The sequence below is a fragment of the Pseudoalteromonas espejiana DSM 9414 genome (genome assembly GCF_002221525.1).
Classification (GTDB): domain Bacteria; phylum Pseudomonadota; class Gammaproteobacteria; order Enterobacterales; family Alteromonadaceae; genus Pseudoalteromonas; species Pseudoalteromonas espejiana.
In genome coordinates, this window is record NZ_CP011028.1 from 2691797 (window position 1) to 2713909 (window position 22113).

Below are 22113 nucleotides of genomic sequence, written 5' to 3' on the forward strand. Positions count from 1 at the left end.
ATTAACTTACACTCACTTTCAATGCTGACGATATGGCGATGGGTGCACACATAATAGCAACTACTAACATGGCCCCAAGAATGGCAAGCTGGCCGCTATAATCCAGCGACATAGTGCTGGTATCAATGGCAGACGTTGCAAAAATTAAAACAGGAATATACAAAGGCAGCACCAGTAAGCTCATTAATATGCCACCTTTTTGTAATCCCACGGTAAGCCCAGCCCCAATTGCGCCGATAAAACTCAAAAGTGGCGTGCCTAATAATAATGTTAATACGGTTGCAAGTAGCGCAGAGCTCTCTAAATTAAGCAATAATGCGAATAAAGGCGTCATAAGTACTAAAGGCAACCCTGTTACAACCCAATGTGCCGCCACTTTTGCCAGTACAGTGAGTGATAATGGATAGGATGAAGCAATAAGCTGCTCAAGCGAGCCATCGTGGTAGTCATCTCTAAATAACTTATCAAGCCCAAGCATGGTTGAGAGCAATGCGGCCACCCAAATAATACCTGGTGCCATACGTGCTAATAGACCGGGCTCTGGGCCAATAGCTAACGGGAACAACGAAATAACAATTAAAAAAAACAAAATAGGATTTACTATTTCAGCGCGCTGGCGAAACGCAAGCTTTACATCTTTACTGAAAACCGCACTAAACAGCAGCCAATATGAATGTTGACGAGTCATTAGTGACGGTACTCCAAGGTCACGGTTTGCAGGTTTTCAAACTGGGTTGTTAGGTCTTGGTGGGTAGTAAGTAAAATAGCACCACCGCTATTTAAGTGTTCACTAAAGCGCTGCTGTAAAAAGGCCACCCCACTTTTATCAAGCGCGGTAAAGGGCTCATCAAGCACCCACAATTTTGCATCACTTAACCAAAGCCTAACCAACGCCACTCGGCGCTGCTGCCCTGCAGAGAGCATTCTTACCGGCACATCTTCAAGGCCTACTAAACCAAGCTTGGCTAAAATGGGATATAGGTCGGGCTCGTTAGTATAACCATTAATGTGAAGCCAGTGACGAACGTTTTCGATTGCACTGAGCTGCACATTGACACCTGTTTTATGGCCGATAAATAACAGCTCACGCGCGTACTCTTCATAATGCTTACCAATTGCTTGCTGATTATAAAAAATAGCGCCTTCATCAGGCACACTAAAACCTGCGATAATACGCAATAATGATGTTTTACCAGCCCCATTAGGACCCGCTAATTGCATGATTTGACCGCTATTTAGGCTAAAATTAAGATCCGCAAACAAACAACGTTCTTGCTTGATGCAGGTGACGGACTTAATGTGTAACAAGATGACGTTTCTCTATGCCAAAAATTAGGCGTTAGTCTACCATAATGATAGGGTAATACGAATATTGCTTTAAAATCGATTCACGAAAAATAACGAAAACTTGATTTAAAATAATGAATAATCCAACGCAAATCACATTAACTAATTCTGTTGTTAACAACCACACTGCGAATACCTCTTCACAGGAGTTAGTACAATTACCTGAACATGTGCTTGCGGCAAAAAACATTCAGTTTTCAAAAGGCTCTATTACACTCGATGTATTTATTGATAAGCATTGGCAAACACTTCGCTTAGGCACCACTAATGCGCCACAAAATTTAGATAAAATAGCAAGTGCTAACATACAACTTAGCTCAGATGGCAAGCAATTAAATATAGTGCCAAACAACACCAGTATTACGCTTAATCAAGCACCGCAATTTCAACGTTTGCTAAACTTTGTGAGTACAGGAACTGAGGTACACAGCAAGCCTTTGCCTGTTAGTGTACAAGTCACCCCTTCGCCTAAGCTTGTTATACTCAATTTAAATGCCAGTATTGCAATTAACAAACAAACCGCAGAGCTTTTAAGCTCAGAGCAACCTTTGCAAATTGTAATGAATGCAACTAACAAAGGTACACAAATCAACATTATTAATCGCTTTGCCGATACAGTGCATACACATACCATCAGCCAAAATAAAGTGGCTAATTTATTGGCTAACTTACTACCTAACGCACAATTAAAAGCAACCCCAAACCTTGCCATTATTACTAAGCCCGAGCAATCTGGGTCTTTTACAACAGCGTTAAATTCAAAGCAACTGAGTGAGTTACCAAATAAAGCTGTTGCCGTTACTATTTCAAGCCAAGCAGATAAGCTGTTAATAAAAACAAATTTACCCACTGTCCAGGTTTCGCTTAACAACTCTTTTAGTAAGCCTTTTTCCGACTTATTATCAGCGCAACAGCAGCAAAGCCCATCAAGTGCTACAAGCGATAAAACAAGCCTTCAACTGAGCGCGCAAAGTCCTATTAAGTCGTGGCTTAAAACAAGCTATACCGATTTAAAAACCCGTATTAACGACGCTGTTAAATATTTCGAAAACAAACCTTTTGCAAGTTCAGTAACGCAGCAAACACTGCAAACTAAGGGAGAGACAAATAAACCTGAAGCCGCGCCACTTTTAAATACGTTAAGTGGGAGTAATTTAGCAAAAATAAATATAACTGAAGGTTTATCAGCTCAACCACTAGTACAAAACACACAAGTATTGGCTAAGCACTTCAATCAGCTAGCGCCACTGGTGCAGTTTACCCAACAACTAAAAGCAAACGTATCACTGTGGCAATCACCTAATAGCGCTGGTTTAACAAAAAACATTAGCAATATGCAGCCTAGCAAGGCCAGCATTTTAAGCGCTCCTCAATTGCCGACTAAGCCAAACAGTACGAACAATGCCGCGATACAATTAAAAATAGTAAGTAACCTCACCTCACCTATGACTGCACCTAATGTTTCTAAGAGTCAGCAGCTACAACCTACTGAAGCTAAGCTATTAACCCCATTATTGAATTTGCCACCTTCAGCCTTAAAAGCCGATCCCCCTTTAAAGCATAGCCCTTTGTTAAGTGGCCAAATTACCGATATAGCAAACAAAGCAACGCAAAACACACCTGATTTAACGCGTTTAGTAAACCAAGCTTTTAATAGAATGGTTTCGAGTAATAATATTCACCCCGCGACCATACAGCGCGAGCTTTTAAGTACATTACAGCCATTACATACAAATAACGACAGCCTACAAAGCAGCTTTACTAAAGGGCTTGAACAGCTCGCGGTTACGATATTAGCGGCTCCTATAATCAATAACAGTACCTCGCCTATTAGCTTTAATAACCAAACCGGAGTAGATGCGCTACTCAATGTACTTTTACCTACTTTTAAGGTTGGAAACGGTGGCGAAAAATTAGTAGAGCAACTTCAGCTTGCACAAATACAAGAGCTAGCGGGTGAGCTTATACAAGTGAAGAACACACTTAGCCAAGTACAACTAACTACCCCAGCTCAGCAAAATGACTCTAACCCTTTGGCGCAATTTTTATTTCCAATGAAATTACCGCCTGAAGCTGGGCAAACAGAAATCACCTTAGGACAATATAAAAAGCCAAGCCATGATAAAACTCAAGATAAAAATGTTTGGTTTGTAAGGCTTAATTTTGACTACGCACAACTAGGCCAATTACAAATAATGGCAGAACTGATGGACAAGGCCCTTGATTGTCAGTTACTTGCCTCGAGCCAAGAAGTTAGTGCTATTGCCCACCCTCATTTAGATAACCTAAGAGCTAAATTGGCTCAACATGGGCTTCAAGTCGGGGAGCTTAATTTAAAGCGAGGCGATGCAAGTCATCAGTCTTTTTATCAATCTCATGCCATTATAAATATTAAGGTTTAATATGAGTGACACCGCAAATAAAGCCGCTAACAACAAATCAGCAATTGGGCTTTTGTACGAGGCAGGTAACACCCCTTCGGTAAGTGTTAAGGGATTTGGCGAACTCGCTGATGAAATAATTGCTGCGGCAAAGAAAAAAGGCATTATGATCCACGAAGATGAAGCTCTGGCTAAAACACTATCGCATTTAGAGTTAGGTGAAGAAATACCTAAAGAGCTCTATTACGTTATTGCCGAATTAATTGCTTTTTCGTATGTACTGCGCGGGCAATTTCCGCCTGGTTGGCAAGACTTTCAAGGTAAATTAAACATCAAAGCTTAAGGCTTATGTTTTCACAGGTTATCACCGCTCTAAAGCAAAAAAGACGCTATGCGTCTTTTTGTTTGTGTAACGAGAAGAGTAATTCAGCTTCGGCCCTGGGCAATTCGCATTCACGTATTACTTCATCTAAATCGGCGCCAAGCTCTACCATTTTAACAGCACGAGAATATATTTTTGCGTCTGGATCATCATACTTTTGCGCGGCTTGCTGCTGTATTAAATCTTGGTTTTGCTGCTCAACTTCAAGTACACGTTTACCTATACTTAATAACCCTGTTCTGAGCTCCGACACTTCACTGCGCAGAATGTGAGTTTGCTCTGAGGTATCTTTTAACTGCTGCGACATTGCATTTAGTTCAGCCGCTTGGTTATTTTTTAGTGCAACTATTAGCGCCAACGAAATTAAAGCTATCGCAAGCGCCGCTATCGCTATACTTAGTAACAACATAGTTTTAGTGGCAAAGCTTAAATATCGCTTAACTCATCCCATTCATCATCGCTAAGCAATTTATTTAAATCAACCAAAATAAGTAGTTCGTTATCGCGATTACATACGCCTTGGATGAACTTAGCGCTTTCTTCTGTACCCACATTTGGTGCACTGTCTATTTCTGAACTACGAAGGTACACAACCTCAGAAACACTATCAGCCAAAATACCAATAACTTGCTCTTCAGCTTCAATAATTAAAATTCGTGAATTATCAGTAGCATCAGCCGCAGCTAAACCAAAACGTGCACGAGTATCAATAACCGTTACTACATTACCACGTAAGTTAATGATACCAATTACATAAGATGGTGCGCCAGGTACTGGGGCTATTTCGGTATAGCGCAAAATCTCTTGCACTTGCATTACGTTTACACCGTAGGTTTCTTCCTCAAGCTTAAACGTTACCCACTGTAAAATTTCGTCATTATCTGCATTTTTATTTGCTGATAGTAGTCTGTCTTCACTCATGCTGTTACCCCGTAATGGTCGTTACTACTGACGGCTATCTAAGCCTTTTTCTAATAGTGCATTTAAATTATCTACATCTATTAAAGCACACATTTTTTCTTTAATGACACCAGCAAGCCAAGGGCGTTTGCCGTTGTTTGTTCGCCATTTTACATCTTCTTTACTCAATGTAATGTTATTTATTAACTTTTCTGCCAATAAACCCCAGTTACTATCGCCTAAAGTAATCAAATATTGATAGTTAAGAGACTCTTCAAGTTTTTCATCATATTTCTCTGGCATTACCCAACGCGCGGTATCTACTACATTGAGCTTCTCATCTCTATTTAGCATAACGCCTTTAAACCACTTTGGCTTACCAAATAGATGATTTACCTCACCTAGTTGATGAATTCCACCCAGTGCTTTTAATGGCACTGCTAATGTGAGACCTGCAACTTCAAAAAATAACGCCTGAAATTCCCCTTCAAAATAGTCTTCTTGACTTTGTAATAACGGTGCCTCTTCAGTGGTATGTTGGTTTTGTAGAGCCGATGGCGTTGCTATTGGTGCAATCTCTTCAGGAGCTGGCGATGCAGGTTCAGCCTCTACTGGCTCTTCTACTTGTTTAGTATAAAGTTGCTCAGTGGCTTTTAACTGCTCTTTAGGTTTTAAAAGTACGTCTTCATTTTGCAAGGCACTAGGCACTTGCTCGAGTAATTTTGCTACTGGCTCAAGGTTTTCCTCAGGCTCGTCTTCGCATAACAGCGCACCTAAGTATTGAGTCATTACTTTTTCATTAGCAAATAATTGCTTACTCATTCATTAACCTTGTTCAATTAAATAATCTAATAACGCTTTATACGCGTATACACCACGCGAACGTGGGCAAAATTCAATAGGCACTTTTTGTGCTAAGCTTGCATCTCTAAATTTGGTATCCACGGGTATCACGCCCGGCCACACCTTGTCTTTATATGTATTTTGCAATGTTTTATATGCTTCTAGCGATGCTTTAGTTCGCTTGTCATACATAGTTGGAATTATAGTATATTCATACTGTTTCGCTTGAGAGCTCTGCATTAATTCCATCGTGCGCATCATTCTATCAAGCCCTTTCAGTGCCAAAAACTCAGTTTGTACTGGCACTAAAATTCGTTCACTGGCGGCTAGGGCGTTTACCATTAAAACACCTAAAACGGGCGGGCAATCAAGCAGCGCATAATCGTAATGTTCACTGATTTTTGCAAGTGTTTTTTTAAGAATTAAACCCATTCCCGTTTTATTCCCCATACTCCTATCAAGCGTAGCAATAGCCATTGTTGCAGGGAGTATATCGAGGTTTTCCATCGTTGATGGGCAAAGCGCTTGGAGTATTTCTTCACTTTGCATTGATGTACCGCGGGCAAAAATATCGTAAACACTCACTTCTAAATCTTCAGAGTCGATACCAAAATAGTATGTTAGTGAAGCATGGGGATCAGTATCAATAAGCAGCACACGCTTACCCTGCAGCGCTAAAATCCCCGCCAGGCTAACAGCGGTTGTTGTTTTACCAACTCCACCTTTTTGATTTGCTACAGTCCAAATCTTCACATTTAGTCCTAATTACTGTTCATTGCGAGTGGTTATTCTGATCCCACCATGGGGCAACCGAATTATTTTAATTGTATCGTCGTCTGAGGGAAGCTCGATCTCAGGCTCTAAAGCTTGCTGCTCCTGTTTAGGTTCGCTCTCGCTTTCAGGGTCTTGTTCTGGCAAGCCATATTTCGAAAGAGCAATCACTACTTTTCGATTTTCAGCGCGGCCTTGCTGCGTGTCGTTATCAGCAAACGGAGAGTATTGACCATAGCCTTCAATTGCCATTCTCGCAGGGTTAATACCTAAAGCTTCTAGCTCTACTAAAATTGAGGTGGCCCTAGCAACCGAAAGTTCCCAATTTGAGCGAAATATCTCATTGCGGATTGTTTCGTTATCAGTATAGCCTCTGACCCTTACATAGTTATCTACGGGTGCAATAATATCGTTAACAATCTTAACTACTTGCTTTGCCCTTGAATGCGCTACAGAGCTACCACTAGAGAACAGCATCCCAGAGCTAAGCTCTATAATAAGCCAATCCTGATTAAGTTCTAAACTTGCTTCGCCATCACGTATTTCATCAATAAGCGCCGATTGCAGTTTAGTTAATAAACTATCAAGTGGCTTACCCAAGTGCTTTTGTTTTATGTTGCTCGTATCACTTTGGCCATCAAGTAACTCAGGGCCAGACTCTTGCTTTTGAATACTTTCACCATATAAAAGCTCCTGCTCAGGGGTAACTCTATCGGTAAGTAGCCCTTCACCAGTTACGCCTTCGCCTTGTTGCGAATGCTGCCTTGCTGATTTATCAAAGACGTGCTCTAAGGAGTCTGAAAGAATTTGAAAGCTTTCTTCTTTATTGATCGCGATTGCATACATCACGACAAAAAATGCAAACATGATGGTCATGTAATCCGCATAAGACACTAACCAACGTTCCGTATGTTGGCTTTTTTCAGAAGATTGACGTAGTCGCCGGCGTAACATAAATGTTATTCAACCACTACATTAGGACGCTCTGTGCGGTAAGCTTCAAGTTTTAATTCTATGTTCAATGGGCTTTCACCTAGGCTTATCGCAATAACACCTTCAGCCATCATTTCGTGATAAAGCATTTTTTGCTCCACACGCTGCCTTAATTTATTGGCCATAGGTAAAAAGAGTAAATTTGCCAAGCCTACACCATAAATTGTGGCGATAAATGCTGTAGCAACCCCTGCACCCAGCTTTTGCGGATCGGTAATAAAAGACATGGCTTGAATAAGGCCTAGTACAGCACCTAAAATACCGATTGTGGGACTATATCCGCCCATCGCTTCATACACTTTACTTGATTCAAGTAAGCGGTCTCGCTCTAGCATTAAATCAATTTCAAGGGTGTCGCGTAATTTTTGTTCTGAGCAGCCATCAACTAATAAACTTAAGCCTTTGGCTGCATATGGATCTGGATGACTAAGCGCCTCATTTTCAAGAGCTAAATACCCTTCTTGGCGAGCCTTATGAGACCAGCTTTTGATTTGTTCTATTGCTTTTTCAATATCATAATTAGGCGTAAAAAATACCCAATGGCTCATGCTCAACGTTTTTTTAAACGTACTGGTTGCTGTTTGCAGCATTACAGCACCTAAGGTGCCACCTAATACAATTATAAGCGCTGGGCCATTAAATAAAGCTGATACTACCCCGCCCTCTAAAGAGTAACCAATCGCGATGGCACCTAAAGCGATTATTAACCCTAAAACAGAGAGCTTATCCACAATTTGTTTCTCTTTTTATTCTTGAGGCAACGTCGTTTAACGCTAAATGCTCTGAAGCAAGCCCTGCATTTGCTATAGCTTGTGGCATACCATAAACAACACAGCTTTTTTCATCTTGCGCCCATATTGTTGCGCCTGTTTGCTTGAGCATACGAGCACCATCACGTCCATCAGCTCCCATACCCGTGAGAACAATAGCTAATACATCACCCAGATAGCTCTTGGCTACACTTGCAAAAGTTACGTCAACGCTCGGTTTATAACTAATACGCTCACTATTATCTTCAAATACACGTAGTGTTTTATTACCACCACGTCCCTCAACCATCATCTGCTGTCCACCTGGCGCTAAATAGGCAGTTCCAGCTTCTAAGCGGTCACCTTGTTGAGCTTCTTTAACGCGAATTTTACACAGGCCATTTAATCGCGCTGCAAAAGCAGGAGTAAATGCGGCAGGCATATGCTGAATAAGTAAAATAGGGTGTGGGAAATTTGCTGGTAATTGCGTAAGAATAGTTTGTAGTGCAACTGGCCCACCCGTTGATGTGCCAATTGCCACCAATTGATATTTTTTCCCGCTGGCACGCGTTGGTAAAGTCTGCGCTGAGCTTGGTTGCTCAGAAGCTGTACGTTGAAAGCTTCTATCGGGTTGCCTAACCGATGTACTTGCAGGCGGCACTTTATTGCTAACGGGTGAAGTAACTCGGCTTGGAGCTAATGGCTTTATAGGGCGAGGAGCACGTCTGCGACCAATTTCTTTTACTTTAGCTTGCAATAGCTTAATTGCATCTTCGTTATTGCGTGCTATGTCTTCAAACTTTTTAGGTAAAAAGTCCATCGCACCTGCATCTAGTGCATCTAAAGTTGCTGTAGCACCATCACGTGTAAGCGAAGAAAACATTAAAATGGGCGTCGGATTACTCGCCATAATTTCTTTAACAGCACTAATTCCATCAAGCACTGGCATTTCCACGTCCATGGTGATCATATCAGGGCGTAGTTGAGCCGTTTTTTCCACAGCCTCTCTGCCATTAACGGCAAAACCAATTACTTCAATACCGCTGTCATGTTCTAGGATTTCGCTTACTCTGCGGCGAAAGAAACTGGAATCGTCAACAACTAAAACTTTTACGGCCATTGCGCTCTCTTATTAAATTTATTTGCAGGCACAGATGAATGTGCCCGCTTTTTATCCTGCGTAATGCTTAAGCATATTTGGCACATCAAGAATCAATGCTATACCACCATCAGAGGTAATAGTTGCACCTGCCATTCCCGGAGTACCTTGTAGTAACGCATCAAGAGGCTTAATTACTACTTCTTCTTGGCCAATTAATGAATCAACTACAAAGCCTACTTGCTGAGTACCAATTTGTACAATAACAACATGCCCTTGGGCTTTACGTTGTGAACAATCAGCGCCTTTAACTAACCAGTGCTCTAGGTAAAATAACGGTATCGCTTTTTTACGCACAATAATGGTTAATTGACCGTCAACCACATTAGTTTTAGTTAAGTCGAGATGGAATATTTCACTCACACCAGCCAACGGCAGAGCAAATGTTTGCTCCCCTACCACCACCATTAATGTTGGTAAGATAGCTAATGTTAGCGGTACTTTGATTTCTAAAACAGTACCAACGCCTAGCTCTGATTGAATATTTACAGAACCATTGAGTTGTGTGATTTTAGTTTTAACCACGTCCATACCCACACCACGACCAGAAATATCAGATATTTCTTCTTTGGTAGAAAAACCTGGTGCGAAAATAAGGTTATATGCTTCAGTGTCTGATAAGCGGCTTGCTTGGTCGTGATCTAGCACGCCTTTGCTTATTGCTATTTTTTTCAGTTTTTCAGCGTCCATACCTGCACCATCATCTTTAATGGTTAGCAAGATATGATCACCTTCTTGCGATGCAGATAATGTAACGTTACCTGTTCTTGGCTTGCCAGCAGCTTCACGATCTGCAGGCATTTCAATACCATGATCCACTGAGTTTCGTACTAAATGCACAAGAGGATCAGCAAGTGCCTCGACTAAGTTTTTATCTAAGTCAGTCTCTTCACCTACTAGCTGTAAATTAATATCTTTATTTAAGCTTCGAGCTAAATCACGAACAACACGCGGAAAACGACCAAATACTTTCTTGATTGGCTGCATCCGAGTTTGCATAACAGCGCCTTGAATATCAGCAGTCACCACATCTAGGTTTGAAATAGCTTTACCCATTGCTTCACTGTCTGTATAGGTCGCTAGGCTTACTAACCTGTTACGAACTAATACAAGTTCACCAACCATATTCATAATTTGATCAAGGCGTTTAGTATCAACTCGAACCGTTGTTTCTGCAGGTGGTGGCGTCGCTTTTTTAGGGGCCGTGTTACTAGCTGGTTTTTCTACAGGTTTAGGAGTAGGTGCGGCTTTTGCTGCAGGTGCGGCTTTAGGTGTAGGTGCTGATTTTGCTGCAGGCGCTTTAGCTGCTGGAGCCGGTGTTGCAGGTTTAGCCGCTACAGGCGCAGGTGTCGGCTTTGCAGCCTCCGGAGCCGGTTTATCAGCCTCTTTAGACTCGGGAGCTCCGCCTTTACCATGCAGCTCATCAAGTAATGCCTCAAATTCGTCATCACTTATTTCATCACCCTCTACATCACTTGAGGCTGATACAGCGGGCGCAGGCTGTTGTGCTGCGGGCTCATGTTCGGGTGTGCTATCTGAACCAACTGGGCCAAAACTACCAACGCCATGTAACTCGTCTAATAAGCTGTCAAACTCATCATCGGTAATGTCTGAACTTGTATCTTGAGCAGGGCTTGTGTCTGAAGATGTTACTGGACTTTGCCCTTTGCCGTGTAATTCATCGAGTAAGTTTTCAAACTCATCTTCAGTAATTTCGTCAATTTGTGAGTTGTCTGATGTAGGCGTTGAGCCGGCACTATCAAATAATTCATCAAACGCAAATGGGTCTTCATCATCACTTGCATCAGCTTGGGCTGCAGATGCTTCTTCAACGACTGCTTCAGCGGGTGTTTCAGCTAACTCATCATCTGTAGGCGGTTGGCCTAGCTTATGAAGGGTATGTAATAATTGCGGGTCTGCTGGGTCTGGTTGCTCGCGGTTTTGAATTGTAGCGAACATTTCATTAATAGTATCAAGCGCTTGTAATATAACGTCCATCAATTCAGAATTGACTGTTCTGACCCCTTGTCTTAAAAGGTCAAATACATTTTCAGCACCATGACACGCATCTACAAGCTCTGTCATTGCCAAGAAGCCAGCACCACCTTTTACGGTATGAAAGCCCCTAAAAATAGCGTTAAGTAACTCAGTATCTTCTGGGTTATTTTCTAGCTCAACTAACTGTTCAGATAAAAGCTCTAGGATTTCTCCAGCCTCTACAAGAAAGTCTTGTAATATATCTTCATCGACTTCAAAGCTCATGCAGTTACTCTCCTCTTAGAAGCCCAAACTTGATAGTAGGTCGTCGACCTCGTCTTGATCTGATACAACATCATTTCGCGACTCTTTATCAATAATAGGGCCTTCAGGACCTGCTAATGTTTGTGCGGCAACCAGTTCTTCTGTTTCTTGTTGTTCTTTACTTTCAACGATGCTGTCATCTTGTGCAGCAAATGCTGTTAAAAGGTGGATTAAACTTTCTTCTACTTCTCTGACAAGTTCAATAACGCGACGGATAACCTGTCCTGTTAAATCTTGGAAATCTTGCGCCATCAATACATTGGTCATTAAAGTTTGCAGCTCATCGGTTTTATGATGAGAGCTATTCATAAACTTATCTATGCTATGGCAAAGTGTTTTAAATTCACCGAGCTCTATTTCGCGATTCATAAGCCTATCCCATGTAGGCTTAATGTGCGCAATTTCGTCAGCTAATTGCTGCGCGATGGGTAAGCTAGCTTCAACTGCATCCATCGTTTTATTAGCCGCGTTTTCTGTCATTTCCATGACATAGTTCAAACGTTTTTTCGCATCGGGTATTGCATCAGTAGTTAAGTCAGTTAAACGTGTATCTAACTCAAAGCTTTTAAGCGCTTCGTGTAACTGACGCGTTAACTTACCTACTTCAGCAAATAGTTGCGATTGCTCTTTAGAGGCAGTATCTAAAATTAATTGATCAGCTTTATCTTGCTCACCGTTTTCTAAAAAAACGACAAGCTGACGAGCCTGTTCTAAAGTAATTTGAGGCGCAGCTGGTGCTGACATAAGCCTCTCCCCTCATTAACCTAAGCGTTCGAACACTTTTTCTAATTTAGTTTTTAATGTACCAGCAGTAAAAGGCTTAACAATGTAGCCATTAACGCCAGCTTGAGCAGCCGCTATGATTTGTTCTTTTTTAGCTTCTGCCGTTACCATTAAAACAGGAATATGCTTTAACTTATCGTCAGCTCGGATTGCTCGTAACAAGTCGATACCTTGCATTCCTGGCATGTTCCAATCAGTTACTACAAAGTCAAAAACTTGATTTTGCAACATAGGTAATGCTGTTGAACCATCGTCAGCTTCTTGAACATTCGTGAAACCTAAGTCACGCAACAGATTTTTTATAATACGTCTCATTGTAGAAAAATCATCAACAACAAGAATTTTCATGTTTTTATCCAAAACATCCTCCGGTGAGGTCTTAACCTATAATTTACTTACTACTAGTTTATCCAGTCATTGATTTTTGCTTTGAGCTTAATCATCGCCTGACCATGTATCTGACTTACACGCGATTCACTTACATCGAGTATATGTCCAATTTCTTTTAAATTCATTTCATCGTTGTAATATAAAGACAAAACCATTGCATCTCGCTCTGGTAAAGACTTTATTGCTTCCAACAATGATTTATTAAACCGTTCATTTTTAACATTATTAAATGGTTTGTCTAGCGCTAAATCTTGTCCCGCTGGGCTAATAACATCTTCATCGACCCCTAAGTCTTCTATACCTAGCACTTTACTTGAATTAACATCGTTTAAAATATGATGGTATTCTTCTAACGAAATTTCAAGTTTTTCAGCAACTTCTGTATCTTTTGGCTCTCGATTTAAGCTATTTTCAAGTTCGGTGATGGTTTCTGCTACTAATCGGCTTTTACGATGCACCGAACGAGGGGCCCAATCACCCCTGCGCATTTCATCAAGCATAGCACCACGAATACGAATACCCGCAAAAGTTTCAAAGCTTGCGCCTTTGCTTGCATCAAAGTTTTTTGAGGCTTCTATCAAGCCAATCATGCCTGATTGAATTAAATCGTCGAGTTGAACACTAGGTGGGAGTCGAGCTATTAAATGGCATGCCACTTTTTTGACAAGCGATGCATGCTTTTCAACAACCACATTTAAATTTTGTGTTGATTGATATCCCATAGCTCTATTCACCGATGTTGTCATAATTAGCCGTTTACTAGCTTCTCAATGAAAAACTCTAAATGTCCTGAAGGTTGATTAGGTATAGGCCATTTTACCGCTTTTGTCGCTAAAGTTTTAAAGGCAACTGCAGCTGGAGAGTTAGGAAACAGATCAACAATAACTTTTTGTTTACGCGTTGATTTACGCATATTTTCATCGTAAGGAATTGTAGCAACAAGCTCCATCGACACATCTAAAAAGCGATCTGTGACTTTTGAAAGCTTTGCAAAAAGCTCTTGGCCTTCACGCATACTGCGCACCATATTTGCTACAATTTTAAACTTATAAACGCCATGTTCACGGCTTAATACTTTTATTAGCGCGTAGGCGTCTGTAATTGAGGTAGGTTCATCGCATACAACAACCATTACATCTTGGGCCGCACGTGAAAAGCTAAGCACCATGTCAGATATACCCGCTGCGGTATCAACAATTAAAATATCAAATTCTGTATTAAGCTCGCTAAATGCACGAATTAGCCCAGCATGCTCAGATGGTGTAAGTTCAACCATGCTCTGAGAGCCTGAAGTCGCAGGTACAATTTTAATACCCGCAGGGCCTTCAACTAATATTTCATCTAGTTCGCATTCGCCCGAAAGAACATGCGATAGGTTTCTTTCAACACGTAGTCCTAGCATTACATCACAATTAGCTAAACCCAAATCGGCATCTAATACTAAAACCCGATTACCTTGCTGGCCTAATGCAATAGCTGTATTTAAAGATACGTTGGTTTTACCCACCCCACCTTTACCACCAGTTACTGCGATAACTTTTACGCCGTTGTTATTGTTTTGACTCATTTTGCGCAGGCCGCTTGCTTGATCTAATACTGTGTTAATCATACATCCCTACTGTGCTTGGCGCCACTGCTTGGTGCCTTGAATGTTGTGCTTTTGCTCTTTTTAAATACAATTGCTCAGCTTTTTTTACTAGTTTTTCTGCATTTGCAACGCGAATATCTTCTGGTACACGCTGACCATTAGTAAGATACCCTATTGGCAGGCGATTTTGAATCGCAATACTAATAATCTCACCTAAACTTAATGATTCATCTAACTTAGTGAAAATACAACCGCTTAGCTGTACCTTCTTAAAGTGCCTAACCGTTTCTTGTAGTACATTAATTTGCGCTGTAGCACTTAGTACTAAATAACTACGTATATCTACACGCTGGTTGCGCATTAATGTATTTAGCTGCTCTGTAAGGCGTAAATCACGTTGGCTCATACCCGCTGTATCAATTAATACTAGACGCTTATTGCGTAAATGATATAAAACTTCAGCTAATTCATTAGCATCTTTAACTTGTTTTACACCACAACCAATAATACGACCATAAGTAGCAAGCTGCTCGTAAGCACCAATTCTGTACGTATCTGTGGTAATTAACGCTACTTTATCAGCGCCGTACTTTTGAGCACCTAAAGCAGCGAGTTTAGCAACAGTAGTCGTTTTACCAACCCCTGTTGGACCAACTAACGCATAAACACCACCTTGACGGAGGATTTCATTGTTAGTGGTTTGCATTTGGTCTTCAACCATTTGCAGCAACGCTTTCCAGCCTTGCTGACGCGATACATCATCAGGAATGAAACAAGCCATTTGCTCTGCAACGTCTTTATCTATGCCCATGCCAATTAAACGGTCAATCATGCATGCACGTGTTGGGTCACGACGGGCCATATCTTGCTGCATTAAACCTGATACTTGATGCTCTAATAACTGGCGAATTGCGTTCATTTCATCACGCATTGCGCTCATTTCAGCAGTTTCTTTATTTTGTGCTTGAGGACGCGGAGCTACAGGCGCATCTAAATCGTCGAAATCGCGGTCTAAATCATCAAATCCTAGGCTATCAGCTTGAGTTTGCACACGTTTAGGTGCTTCATCTTCGCGGGCAAACATATTTGTTGTACGCGGCTGCGCTGGCTCTTGATAATGCTCAGACGTATCAATACCTGATTGAGAAAACATTGAAGCCAATTCAGGCGAACGAGGACGCGGCGACTGGCGTTCTAACAAAGCTTGTAAGCTGTCAGCGACTGCCGCTTGAGGCTCAGGTTGAGCACGCTGTGGCTCTGGCTTTACAAAGTTATGAGCAGGCTGTTGCTGATTGCGCACAGGTGCCGGTGCAGCTTGTGGTTGCGCTGCGGCTTTAGGGGCTGCTTTGTCGTAATCTACTGCGGCAACAATTTCTACACCATTTGCGAGTTTTTTGTTTGACATAATAACCGCATCAACACCTAGCTCATCTTTAACTTCTTTCAGTGCTGTGCGCATATCTTTTGCAAAAAAACGTTTAATTTTCATGGTTCAACCCCTGTTAAAATCTTATTGTTGGCCTACTGAGCTGACAATCTTGATCTGTCTTTCGTCTGGTACCTCTTGATAAGACATCACCCTTAAACCTGGTATGGTGTACTTAACAAAGCGAGATAACACAGTGCGTAACATTCCTGACGTTAGCAATATTGAAGGTTCACCGGCCATTTCTTGATTTTGATGCGCTTCGTTTAATGATGTTTGAAGTCGCTCAGCAAGACTTGGTTCTATTCCGGCACCTTCGTCGCCTGCATTTTGTAATGACTGATGCAACATCTGTTCCAACTCGGGCGCCAAGGTTATGACAGGGATTTCTGACGACATACCTACCGCGTCTTGAATAATTAAACGACGCAACGAAATACGCACAGCAGCGGTTAACACATCGGCATCTTGGCTGCGTGGGCCATACTCAACAAGGGTTTGTACAATTGAGCGCATATCGCGAATAGCTACGCCTTCGTTTAATAAATTTTGCAGCACTTTAACAACCGTAGTAAGTGGCAATACTTCTGGCACTAAACCTTCCACTAAGCGCGGATGACTTTTCGCTAACATATCAAGTAAGTTCTGAACTTCTTCATGTCCGAGTAACAATGCGGCACTATTAGTTAATAGCTGGCTGATGTGCGTGGCTACCACAGTGGCTGAATCTACAACTGTATAACCAAGCGATTGTGCTTCGTCTTTTTGGTCGGGCTTGATCCATACTGCATCTAAGCCAAATGCAGGGTCTTTTGTTTCTATGCCTTTAATTGGGCCAAATACCTGCCCTGGGTTTATTGCAAGCTCATCGCCATGTTTAAGCTCGCCTTCACCACTTGAAACACCCATCATAGTAATGCGGTATGCATTTGGGTCTAGCTCTAAATTATCGCGAATATGTACAGGGGGTACTAAAAAACCAAGCTCTTGAGATAGCTTTTTACGCACACCTTTAATTCGGTTAAGCAGTTCGCCACCTTGTGATTGGTCAACAAGCGGAATGAGTCTGTAACCGACTTCTAAACCAATTACATCAATTTGCTGTACATCGTCCCAACCAAGTTCTTTCTGCTCTTGTTTATTAGCCACACCAGTGCCTGGTGCAGCACCACTAGTAGCTTCTTCTTCAGCTTGCGCAGCTGCCTTTAATTTTTGCTGTTGGGTAAAGTAGGCTAAATAACCTAATAAGGCACCAAGGCTTAAAAAAGCAATGTGTGGCATGCCTGGCACAATACCCATAATAATAAGAATACCAGAGGCAATAAATAATGACTTTTCGTTACCTAGCTGTGTTTTAAACTGCTCACCCATGTTGTGTGATTCGTTTTGACGAGTAACAACAATCGCAGTACCAATAGAGAGTAATAAAGAAGGTAATTGGGCAACAAGACCATCACCAATAGTAAGCAGCGTATACACTTCCATTGCGCGACCAAAACTTAAATCATGTTGGATCATACCAACAAATAAGCCACCCACTATATTAATGATTAATATAACAATACCTGCAATGGCATCACCCTTTACAAACTTACTTGCACCATCCATAGAACCATAAAAATCAGCTTCACGAGTTACTTCGCTACGGCGTTCACGCGCTTGTTCTGCACTAATAAAACCTGCATTCAAATCAGCGTCTATAGCCATTTGTTTACCTGGCATAGCATCTAGTGTAAAGCGAGCTGACACCTCAGAGATACGCCCTGCACCTTTGGTAATTACTACAAAATTTATGATGATCAGGATTAAAAACACCACTAAACCAACGGCGTAGTTACCACCAATAACCACAGAGCCAAACGCTTCAATAACTTTACCTGCGGCGTCACCACCGTTATGACCTTCAAGTAATACCACTCGCGTACTGGCTACGTTAAGTGCCAGGCGCATTATGGTTGCAATTAATAACACAGCAGGGAACATACCAAATTCAAGAGGTTTCATGGTGTATACAGTCACCAGTAAAACCACTAACGCTAGGGCAATATTAAACGAGAATAATATATCAAGTAGAAATGGCGGCAGCGGTAAAATAACCATACCGAGGGCTGCAAGTACTAATAGCGGTGTGCCAACACCTTTGGCATACTCTTTTTTATCTTTGTTAAGTTGTTGTAATACCGCTTTAAAATCCATAACTCTACAATTCAATAAATTGACACTAGCTTGAATTTGCAATAACTATTCCAAGTTATAGAATTATTGATAAACCAGCTTGGCGAGGAGGTAAATTAAAGAGTATCACATAGCTTTACTTAAAAAAGCTTAGCGCTAATCGTATTTAAAATCATCAGGTATAGGGAGCTTAGATTTAAGCGGGATTGGGCGCTTCCCTCGGCCTTTTTTAAAGCGTTTAAGTTGAAAAACATACGCTAAAACTTGCGCCACTGCAGTAAAGAGCTGATCTGGAATTTGTTGTCCTATTTCTGCGGTATGGTAAAGCGCACGGGTTAGCATAGGCGATTCAACTACAGGGACTTCATTACCAATGGCAACTTTACGAATTTGCATGGCCATTTCATCCACCCCTTTAGCTAAAACTATTGGCGCACCAGCACGTTCTGTGTCGTATTTAAGCGCTACAGAGTAATGTGTTGGGTTAGTTACAATTACGTCAGCATCGGGTACATCTTGCATCATTCTTCGTTGCGACATTTGCCTTTGGGTTTGCCTTATGCGGGCTTTAATTTGCGGATCACCTTCAGAGTTTTTGTACTCGTCTTTTACTTCTTGTAACGTCATTTTAAGCTCTTTATGGTGTTTATGGCTTTGATACGGTGCATCGATGGCTGCAATAACCGTTAAAGTGCAGGTTAAGCCTAAAAACATCCAAGCCAGAATCTCTAAGGCATGTATAATATTGCCCGGAGCACTTTCAATGCTCAGGTGAAGAATCTCATCAAAAAAGGTATTAATTAAAAAAATAGCAAAACCACCCACTACTGAAAACTTCAAAATAGCCTTAACTAGTTCAACTCCTGCTTGGGGGCCAAACATACGCTTAAAGCCTTTTGCTGGTGACATTTTACTGGGTTTTGGGGCAGCGGCTTCCCAGCTAAAGTTAAACCCACCTAATAAAGTATTACCGATAACCCCTGCAAATAAAATAATAAAGACAAACATTGCCATAGGGAAAATAAGAGCGTCTGCAACACTCCCCCATACGGCAAACATTTTTGTCGTATCATAGGTTTCACTGCGATTTAAAGAGAGCATTCGACCCATAATATTGTACAAGCCTTTGCCTATCTCAGGGCCATACAATAACAACGACACGGCAGAAAAAATAAGCACAAACATAGTACCAAGCTCTTTTGAACGCGCTATTTGCCCCTTTTTCTTCGCGTCTTCAATTTTTTTCCCTGTAGGTTCTTCTGTTTTTTCTTGTCCTGAATCTTCAGCCATGGCCCCTCCTACACCGTGCAGCCAACAAGGCTACACATCAGCTCTATCATTTTAAGCCACTGAAACTCAAACTGCGTCACAAAATTACCTAACGTAGCCCAAATAATCATCAGGCCTGCGACTAGCGTAAACGGAAAACCAATAGAGAAAATATTTAACTGTGGCGCCGCACGGGTCATTACCCCAAACGACATATTAATAACCAGCATTGCCGTCAGGGGAGCTAAAGATAATACCAATGCAGTAGTAAACATCCAACCACCCCACGTTACTATGTTCCAGTAATGATCAACAGACCACCAGTTGCCATCAATTGGCAGCACCTGAAAGCTATGCACCACCATTTGAATCATCATTAAATGGCCATTAAAAACAAAAAATAAAAGAGTGGCTAAAATAAGAAAGAACTGGCCAACTGCCGGTACGCTTGCACCATTAGAGGGGTCGATTACAGAAGCAAAACCTAAACCGGTTTGCATTGCGAGTATTTGACCCGCTAATACAAACGTATTTAATAAAAGGGTTGATGCAAAGCCAATAGCAACACCTATCAACATTTGCTGAATAACCACTAAAATCATTTTAAACGAAAAAAGGTTAGTAAATGTAGCGGGCGGTAATACTGGTACCACTAAAAATGTAACAACTACCGCTAAGCCCATTTTAATCCGAGTAGGTACATTTTTAGCCCCTAAGCCCGCCATTATCATGATCATCGAGCTTATACGCACTAACGGCAATAAAAAGTCGCTTAACCACTGAATGATAACGGCAAATGGATATTCCACAGTTAACCTGCAATTTCAGGAATAATCAAAACTAAGCGCGTAAAAAAGTCCATTAGCTCTTGCGTTAGCCAATGCCCACCAAATATAAGTGCACTAATTGTTATTAGCAAACGCGGTAAAAAGCTTAATGTTTGCTCATTGATGGAGGTAGCAGCTTGGAATACAGCAACCACTAAACCAACAAGTAGACCAGGTACTACAATAGCTGAAACCAACTTAATCACTAAAAACAGTGCATCACTAAGAATATCAACAAAAATTTCTGGTTCCATGCTGTACTCCTAATTGAAAATTGCGCGAGTATAGAGCATTGCTAAGTCCCCAAACCAAAACTTTTGGCTAAAGTACCCATAACTAAGCTCCAACCATCGACCAGCACAAAAAGCATTATTTTAAACGGCAAAGATACAATCATTGGCGAGAGCATCATCATACCCATGGCCATTAACACTGAGGCAACCACTAAATCCACTATCAAAAAGGGTATAAAAAACATAAAGCCAATTATAAAAGCGGTTTGTAATTCACTCGTCACAAAAGCAGGTATTAGTACTATTAGCGGCGTGGCCTCTGGTGAGTCAAGCTGATCGTACCCTGCTATTTTGGCAAACGTTTCTAAGTCTTTTAAGCGCACCTGCGAGAGCATAAAGGCTTTCATTGGCTCTTTTGCAAGCTCCAGTGCTTGTACCGAAGTAACTTGCTCGTTTAGGTAGGGCTCTATAGCGCGCTCGTTAACTTGCTGGTAAATAGGCGCCATTATAAAAATACTTAAAAATAGCGACATGCCTAATAACACTTGGTTTGAAGGCGTTGATTGCAAGCCTATAGCTTGGCGCAATATTGCTAACACTACGATAATACGAGTGAATGAAGTCATCATAATTATAGCGGCAGGTATAAAGCTCAGCGCCGTCATAATTGCAAGTACTTGCAAAGTCACAGAGTAGTCTTGCGTGCCATCTGCATTTGTTGTGATGGTTAGTGCATCTATGCCCTCTGCACTGCTTGCAGCAGGTACAAATAACACAGCTAAAATAATAAGCAGCCACTTTATCATAGAGTTAGTTCTTTTTATTTTGATTAGTTTGCGGGTTTAATAATTTGCTAAAACGCTTTGCAAGCTCGGGGAGCTCTTTTTCACTCAGTGGCGTTTCTAATTTATGCAGATAGTTAATGCTATGTGGTGTTACGCCTAATAAATGTTGGGCATTATCAATTTCTACCACCATTAAGCGCTCACGCGATCCAAGCGGCAAGCTTCGAACTACTTTAAACTCGTCGCTATTGGCTAAATTTGGATTGAGCTTTTTAACAAAAAATGCCAGTACAATAATGAGTACTAGCACCATTATCAACGACAGTACCATAGACAGAATATCGGCCGTAGGCGTTACGGCGTCTGCTTTGGTAAATACTGAGCTGGTTAAAGCTACAAGTGTATTCATCGTAATTTTTTGATCCGCTCAACTTGGCTTATTACATCGGTTAAACGTATACCAAATTTGTCATTAACCACTACCACTTCACCATGGGCAATAAGTGTCCCATTTACCAATACATCTAATGGCTCACCAGCAACGCGGTCTAGTTCAACAACCGAGCCTTGGTTTAACTGTAATAAGTTACGAATATTAATTTTAGAGCGCCCTACTTCCATAGAAATAGTCACCGGAATATCTAAAATTGTATCGAGTTTACGTTTTTCATCACCGCTAAGCTCATGCTTTGCATCGCTTAACTCATCAAGCTCGGCTACTTGCGCCTCTGCGCCTTCATCACCGCCTTCGGCTTCTGCTAGGGCTGCTGCCCATTCGTCCATTGTGTCTTGATCATCGCTCATACTTTTA

24 protein-coding genes are annotated in these 22113 nt (G+C 41.4%); 2 read left to right on the forward strand and 22 right to left on the reverse strand.

The annotated features are described in order from the left end of the window. Position 1: 1 nt before the first annotated feature. The gene (gene ccmB, locus PESP_RS12285) at positions 2–688 is read right to left on the reverse strand and encodes a heme exporter protein CcmB (RefSeq protein ID WP_089348268.1); all 687 of its coding nucleotides are present in this window, start codon (positions 686–688) and stop codon (positions 2–4) included. Beyond that, positions 688–1308 carry a cytochrome c biogenesis heme-transporting ATPase CcmA gene (ccmA, locus tag PESP_RS12290; RefSeq protein WP_089348269.1) on the reverse strand — a complete coding sequence of 207 codons (621 nt, stop codon included), beginning with the start codon at positions 1306–1308 and terminating at the stop codon, positions 688–690. Before ccmA ends, ccmB begins: the two co-directional genes overlap by 1 nt. A gap of 113 nt (positions 1309–1421) precedes the next feature. On the opposite strand from ccmA, the gene fliK reads away from it, so the two are divergent. Together fliK and PESP_RS12300 are read left to right on the forward strand one after the other, a co-directional pair. Continuing rightward, entirely contained in the window at positions 1422–3749 is a 2328-nt protein-coding gene (fliK, locus tag PESP_RS12295; protein WP_089348270.1) for a flagellar hook-length control protein FliK, read from the forward strand. Between the two features lies 1 nt (position 3750). Then, a complete protein-coding gene (locus PESP_RS12300) occupies positions 3751–4071 on the forward strand; it encodes an EscU/YscU/HrcU family type III secretion system export apparatus switch protein (RefSeq protein WP_089348271.1) in 321 nt (106 codons plus the stop codon). 46 nt (positions 4072–4117) lie between these two features. Here PESP_RS12300 and PESP_RS12305 read toward each other — a convergent pair whose 3' ends face one another. The 20 genes from PESP_RS12305 to fliN all read right to left on the reverse strand — a co-directional run bounded on the left by PESP_RS12305 (position 4118) and on the right by fliN (position 22106). Continuing rightward, complete coding sequence (locus PESP_RS12305; RefSeq protein ID WP_089348272.1) at positions 4118–4519, reverse strand: DUF2802 domain-containing protein; 402 nt, start codon at positions 4517–4519, stop codon at positions 4118–4120. Positions 4520–4536: 17 nt separating this feature from the next. Further along, positions 4537–5031: a chemotaxis protein CheW gene (locus tag PESP_RS12310; protein ID WP_089348273.1), complete on the reverse strand. Its 495-nt coding sequence runs from the start codon at positions 5029–5031 to the stop codon at positions 4537–4539. Between the two features lie 24 nt (positions 5032–5055). Then, the gene (locus PESP_RS12315) at positions 5056–5832 is read right to left on the reverse strand and encodes a chemotaxis protein CheW (protein ID WP_089348274.1); all 777 of its coding nucleotides are present in this window, start codon (positions 5830–5832) and stop codon (positions 5056–5058) included. A 3-nt stretch (positions 5833–5835) separates the two neighbouring features. After that, positions 5836–6606 carry a ParA family protein gene (locus PESP_RS12320; protein ID WP_089348275.1) on the reverse strand — a complete coding sequence of 257 codons (771 nt, stop codon included), beginning with the start codon at positions 6604–6606 and terminating at the stop codon, positions 5836–5838. A 12-nt stretch (positions 6607–6618) separates the two neighbouring features. Beyond that, complete coding sequence (locus PESP_RS12325; protein WP_089348276.1) at positions 6619–7578, reverse strand: flagellar motor protein MotB; 960 nt, start codon at positions 7576–7578, stop codon at positions 6619–6621. 5 nt (positions 7579–7583) lie between these two features. Beyond that, positions 7584–8348, reverse strand: a complete 765-nt coding sequence (locus tag PESP_RS12330; protein WP_089348277.1) for a flagellar motor protein — start codon at positions 8346–8348, stop codon at positions 7584–7586. Further along, positions 8341–9486 (reverse strand): protein-glutamate methylesterase/protein-glutamine glutaminase, encoded by a 1146-nt coding sequence (locus tag PESP_RS12335; RefSeq protein WP_089348278.1) that lies wholly within the window; start codon positions 9484–9486, stop codon positions 8341–8343. Before PESP_RS12335 ends, PESP_RS12330 begins: the two co-directional genes overlap by 8 nt. Before the next feature lie 51 nt (positions 9487–9537). Continuing rightward, entirely contained in the window at positions 9538–11787 is a 2250-nt protein-coding gene (locus tag PESP_RS12340) for a chemotaxis protein CheA (RefSeq protein WP_089348279.1), read from the reverse strand. Between the two features lie 15 nt (positions 11788–11802). Next, on the reverse strand, positions 11803–12570 hold the full coding sequence (locus PESP_RS12345) for a protein phosphatase CheZ (protein ID WP_089348280.1): 768 nt from the start codon (positions 12568–12570) through the stop codon (positions 11803–11805). A 15-nt stretch (positions 12571–12585) separates the two neighbouring features. Then, positions 12586–12969, reverse strand: coding sequence for a chemotaxis response regulator CheY (gene cheY, locus PESP_RS12350; protein ID WP_008132609.1), 384 nt, complete (start codon positions 12967–12969; stop codon positions 12586–12588). Positions 12970–13010: 41 nt separating this feature from the next. Next, entirely contained in the window at positions 13011–13721 is a 711-nt protein-coding gene (locus tag PESP_RS12355) for an RNA polymerase sigma factor FliA (protein WP_089349168.1), read from the reverse strand. Positions 13722–13747: 26 nt separating this feature from the next. Beyond that, positions 13748–14608, reverse strand: a complete 861-nt coding sequence (locus tag PESP_RS12360; RefSeq protein ID WP_089348281.1) for a MinD/ParA family ATP-binding protein — start codon at positions 14606–14608, stop codon at positions 13748–13750. Further along, complete coding sequence (gene flhF, locus PESP_RS12365) at positions 14601–16076, reverse strand: flagellar biosynthesis GTPase FlhF (protein WP_089348282.1); 1476 nt, start codon at positions 16074–16076, stop codon at positions 14601–14603. The genes PESP_RS12360 and flhF overlap by 8 nt, the downstream gene beginning before the upstream one ends. 21 nt (positions 16077–16097) lie before the next feature. Beyond that, positions 16098–18209 (reverse strand): flagellar biosynthesis protein FlhA, encoded by a 2112-nt coding sequence (gene flhA, locus PESP_RS12370; RefSeq protein ID WP_089348283.1) that lies wholly within the window; start codon positions 18207–18209, stop codon positions 16098–16100. Between the two features lie 135 nt (positions 18210–18344). After that, complete coding sequence (gene flhB, locus PESP_RS12375; RefSeq protein ID WP_089348284.1) at positions 18345–19478, reverse strand: flagellar biosynthesis protein FlhB; 1134 nt, start codon at positions 19476–19478, stop codon at positions 18345–18347. Positions 19479–19486: 8 nt separating this feature from the next. Beyond that, entirely contained in the window at positions 19487–20266 is a 780-nt protein-coding gene (gene fliR / locus PESP_RS12380; RefSeq protein WP_089348285.1) for a flagellar biosynthetic protein FliR, read from the reverse strand. Between the two features lie 2 nt (positions 20267–20268). Continuing rightward, the gene (gene fliQ / locus PESP_RS12385; protein WP_089348286.1) at positions 20269–20538 is read right to left on the reverse strand and encodes a flagellar biosynthesis protein FliQ; all 270 of its coding nucleotides are present in this window, start codon (positions 20536–20538) and stop codon (positions 20269–20271) included. A 41-nt stretch (positions 20539–20579) separates the two neighbouring features. After that, a complete protein-coding gene (gene fliP / locus PESP_RS12390; RefSeq protein WP_024032315.1) occupies positions 20580–21323 on the reverse strand; it encodes a flagellar type III secretion system pore protein FliP in 744 nt (247 codons plus the stop codon). Positions 21324–21327: 4 nt separating this feature from the next. Continuing rightward, positions 21328–21711 (reverse strand): flagellar biosynthetic protein FliO, encoded by a 384-nt coding sequence (gene fliO / locus PESP_RS12395; RefSeq protein ID WP_089348287.1) that lies wholly within the window; start codon positions 21709–21711, stop codon positions 21328–21330. Then, the gene (gene fliN / locus PESP_RS12400) at positions 21708–22106 is read right to left on the reverse strand and encodes a flagellar motor switch protein FliN (RefSeq protein WP_089348288.1); all 399 of its coding nucleotides are present in this window, start codon (positions 22104–22106) and stop codon (positions 21708–21710) included. Before fliN ends, fliO begins: the two co-directional genes overlap by 4 nt. Positions 22107–22113 lie beyond the last annotated feature (7 nt).